The sequence below is a fragment of the Microcoleus sp. OTE_8_concoct_300 genome, assembly GCF_031383065.1.
Classification (GTDB): domain Bacteria; phylum Cyanobacteriota; class Cyanobacteriia; order Cyanobacteriales; family Microcoleaceae; genus Microcoleus.
On sequence record NZ_JANMZH010000549.1, the window covers coordinates 1 to 3,137 of the forward strand.

At 34.6% G+C, this 3,137-nt stretch carries 2 protein-coding genes and 1 pseudogene; 1 reads left to right on the forward strand and 2 read right to left on the reverse strand.

What is annotated here, in order from left to right; all coding sequences use genetic code 11:
* Window positions 1-119: 119 nt before the first annotated feature.
* Complete coding sequence (locus ACUVJL_RS25320) at window positions 120-458, reverse strand: type I restriction-modification system subunit M N-terminal domain-containing protein (RefSeq protein ID WP_445248359.1); 339 nt, start codon at window positions 456-458, stop codon at window positions 120-122.
* Window positions 459-835: 377 nt separating this feature from the next.
* Between ACUVJL_RS25320 and ACUVJL_RS25325 the strand changes: the two genes are divergently transcribed.
* Window positions 836-2,836 carry a P-loop NTPase fold protein gene (locus ACUVJL_RS25325; protein ID WP_445248360.1) on the forward strand — a complete coding sequence of 667 codons (2,001 nt, stop codon included), beginning with the start codon at window positions 836-838 and terminating at the stop codon, window positions 2,834-2,836.
* Window positions 2,837-2,957: 121 nt separating this feature from the next.
* On the opposite strand, the pseudogene ACUVJL_RS25330 reads toward ACUVJL_RS25325, so the two are convergent.
* Window positions 2,958-3,137: pseudogene (locus tag ACUVJL_RS25330) on the reverse strand (hypothetical protein); the annotation flags it as partial.

Genomic DNA, 3,137 nt, shown 5'->3' on the forward strand with positions numbered 1-3,137 from the left:
CCAGGAACTCAAAGAAGTCCCGAACAATTTTTTTTCAATAATGAATGAACAAATGGAGTCATATTTTAATTGGGATCTCGGTAAAAAATGAGTAAGATTACTCATTGACAACAGTGTTTTTAGCTTAACTTGTGAGTAATGTCGTAGGAGCGTTTTTTGATATCTTCCCCTTCTGGAAAAATCCGGCGTTCCATTGGGCGCTTGAGCCGGTTAGCTTTGTTTTCTTCCAGAGTATGTAAATCGTCGAGACGACGCAGAAACAGCAGATAAGTAATCTGCTCGATGACTTCAAGGGGATTGGAGATACCACCGGACCAGAAGGCATCCCAGATTTTATCTATTTGGCTTTTTATTTCCCCAGATATCATATTGCGCTTTTTTGTCCCATAGATAATTCTAAAAATTAGGGCGAATATCAGTTTAGCTTGGATATGGTTTTGCTGGAGATATGCAGCCAAAATCTATCTGCTGCTTGTACTTCAGTTTGAAGGTTTGACCCTCTAGCTGCTGCTGAAGGTGATGGCGAGGGTGGGGGATTAGGTCAATGCGATGGCAACGCTGCATTTTCGGTTTTGCCCTCCTGGTGGAATATCTGGGGTACTGCTGGCATTTGGTGGCGATCGATCTTTCTTGACTCGCGGTAGCAGCCTACTTCCTGCCCAATGATGTTGAAGACTAATGCAGTGATAGTGATATAATAGCCGATCGTTAAGCAAAATAGGCGATCGTACAATTCTTTACGGCGACTGATAAAATAAAGATTCTTGCAGGAGAGTCGATCGAATTAAATAATTGATACTTCTTTACCTTATTGATTTTACCAACAAAAAAAATTATGCCAGACCAAATAACTAGCACAAATAATCAGTATATTTCTGAACCCAATCAGCATATCCAACAATACTTAGACTATTACTGTGAACTATCTCAGTCCCCTAAATTCGCTATCTTGCTTAAAGGGAAATGGGGTTGTGGCAAAACATGGTTTATAAATCAGTATCGTGAAAAATTAAAAACAAAAGGTAAAAAATCTTTATATATTAGCCTATATGGCATCACTAATTATTCAGAAATAGAAGACAGTCTTTTCAAACAATTGAATCCTTTGAATCATTTACTTGCATCTAAAGAGATGGTGATAGTGGGTAAAATCTGTAAAGGTTTACTAAAAGGCGCATTAAAAATTGATTTAGACAATGATGGTCAAGAAGATGGAAGATGGAGTTTTTCTATTCCAGATATAGACATAGATAAAAAATTTAAGGATTCTCAATTTAGCCTTTTAATATTTGATGACTTAGAACGTTGTAGCATAAACATTGAAAATATATTGGGATATATCAATGATTTTGTAGATTCCCAAGACTTAAAAGTAGTCATAATTGCCAATGAAGATGAAATAAATAACGATCGAGACAAACAAGAAAAATACAACAAAACCAAGGAAAAACTAATTGGGAAAACTTTTGATGTTTTTCCTGATTTGTCAGGGGCATTACATACAACCATCAATCAAATATCTAATTCGCAAGTCAAAGAAATTTTGACAAAAAACTTGGCTCTCCTTCAAGAGTTGTACCTGCAAGCAGAATGTAAAAATTTAAGAATTTTGAACCAAGTAATCTTAGATTTTCAACGAATCTTTGAAGGCTTACCAGAAAAAGCTCAGAATAAATCAAAATTAGTAGAAGAAGTCTTAGAACTATTAATAATTTTTTCTATTGAAATTGCTTGTGCAAGACTTCATCCCCAAGAAATTAGTCGAATAGATCAGGAGTTAGCTAAAGAAATTATGTCAGAGATAAGGCGCAATAATCATAGTAATTTAACAGAAAAGAATAATGCCAATACTGAAAATACTGAACATAAAGATTCTATATTCAAAAAGTATCAAAAGCTTTATAACTCCTATTACTTTAGTGGATTACGAGCTTTTTATGGAGTGTACCCAAGCTTATTATGGTGGGAAGCTTTTTTTGACAAAGGTCTGATCGATCGGCAATATTTTGAAGAATCACTGCCAAATTCCAAATTTTTCCAAGAGGAAAACGCACCCAATTGGATGAAATTGTTGCGTTATACTATGCTTACCGATCGAGAATTCGATAAAACACTTGATCTAGTTAAATCAGAGTATCTGAATAGGGCTTTTGAAGATATCGGAATAATCAAGCATATTACCGGATTATTCTTACTATTTTCTGATATTAAGGTATACGACAAGGACAAAAAATCTATTATTGATGAAGCTAAAGAATATATTGATCAACTAAAGAATTCTGGCAGGCTAGATACAGAGTATCGTTCTAATCCATTCGGAGATGTTTATATGAGTATTGAATTTAACAGTAAAGACGATCCAGGCTTTAAAGAATTTGATAATTATATTAAGCAATGTCAAGAAGAGGTAAGGATTCAAAATATACCCAATGAAGCTAAAAAGATACTAGATATGATGCAAAATAACATCGCTATGTTTCAACATACAATATTTTTTAATGCTGGCAGCAATTTCGATAGTTTAGGGCAAAAATCTTATTATGATTATCCCATCTTGAAATATTTACCTCCCGAAGATTTTATAAAAACATTTTTGATATTGCCTTATCAGGATATGGGCTATATTTTTTATTGTCTAAGAAACAGATATAGCAGCCCAAATTTTGCAAAAAATTTAGTTGATGAGCTAGATTTTTTGAAGAAGATTCAAAGTTTATTACTAGCAGAAATTTCTCAAAAAACAGGAAAAATTAGCGGATACTTATTAAGTTCTCTCAATAAAGAATACTTAGAAGCAATAATTAGTAATCTCGAACAAGTAGAACAACCTCTTTAAGGGTATTGACTGCGCCGTCTGTCAATCGCCCATCAAAAAACACCAGCATTGGTTATTTTCTCGCCTAAGCGCACGACGACGCCTTTTGTGGGAAAATATTTAAGATAGGTGGCGATCGTTCCTAGCATTCGCGATCGGGAAATTTATCACTCAAACTCTTATCGAAATAATACTGACACCAAAATTCTGCTACCTCCAACAACATGGGTATTGATTCAGCCACGATACCTGAACCAGACTGCAAACCATAACGCTCTACATATTCTCTAGCTAGTTTGTAAGCCCAATAGGGAAAATCTGT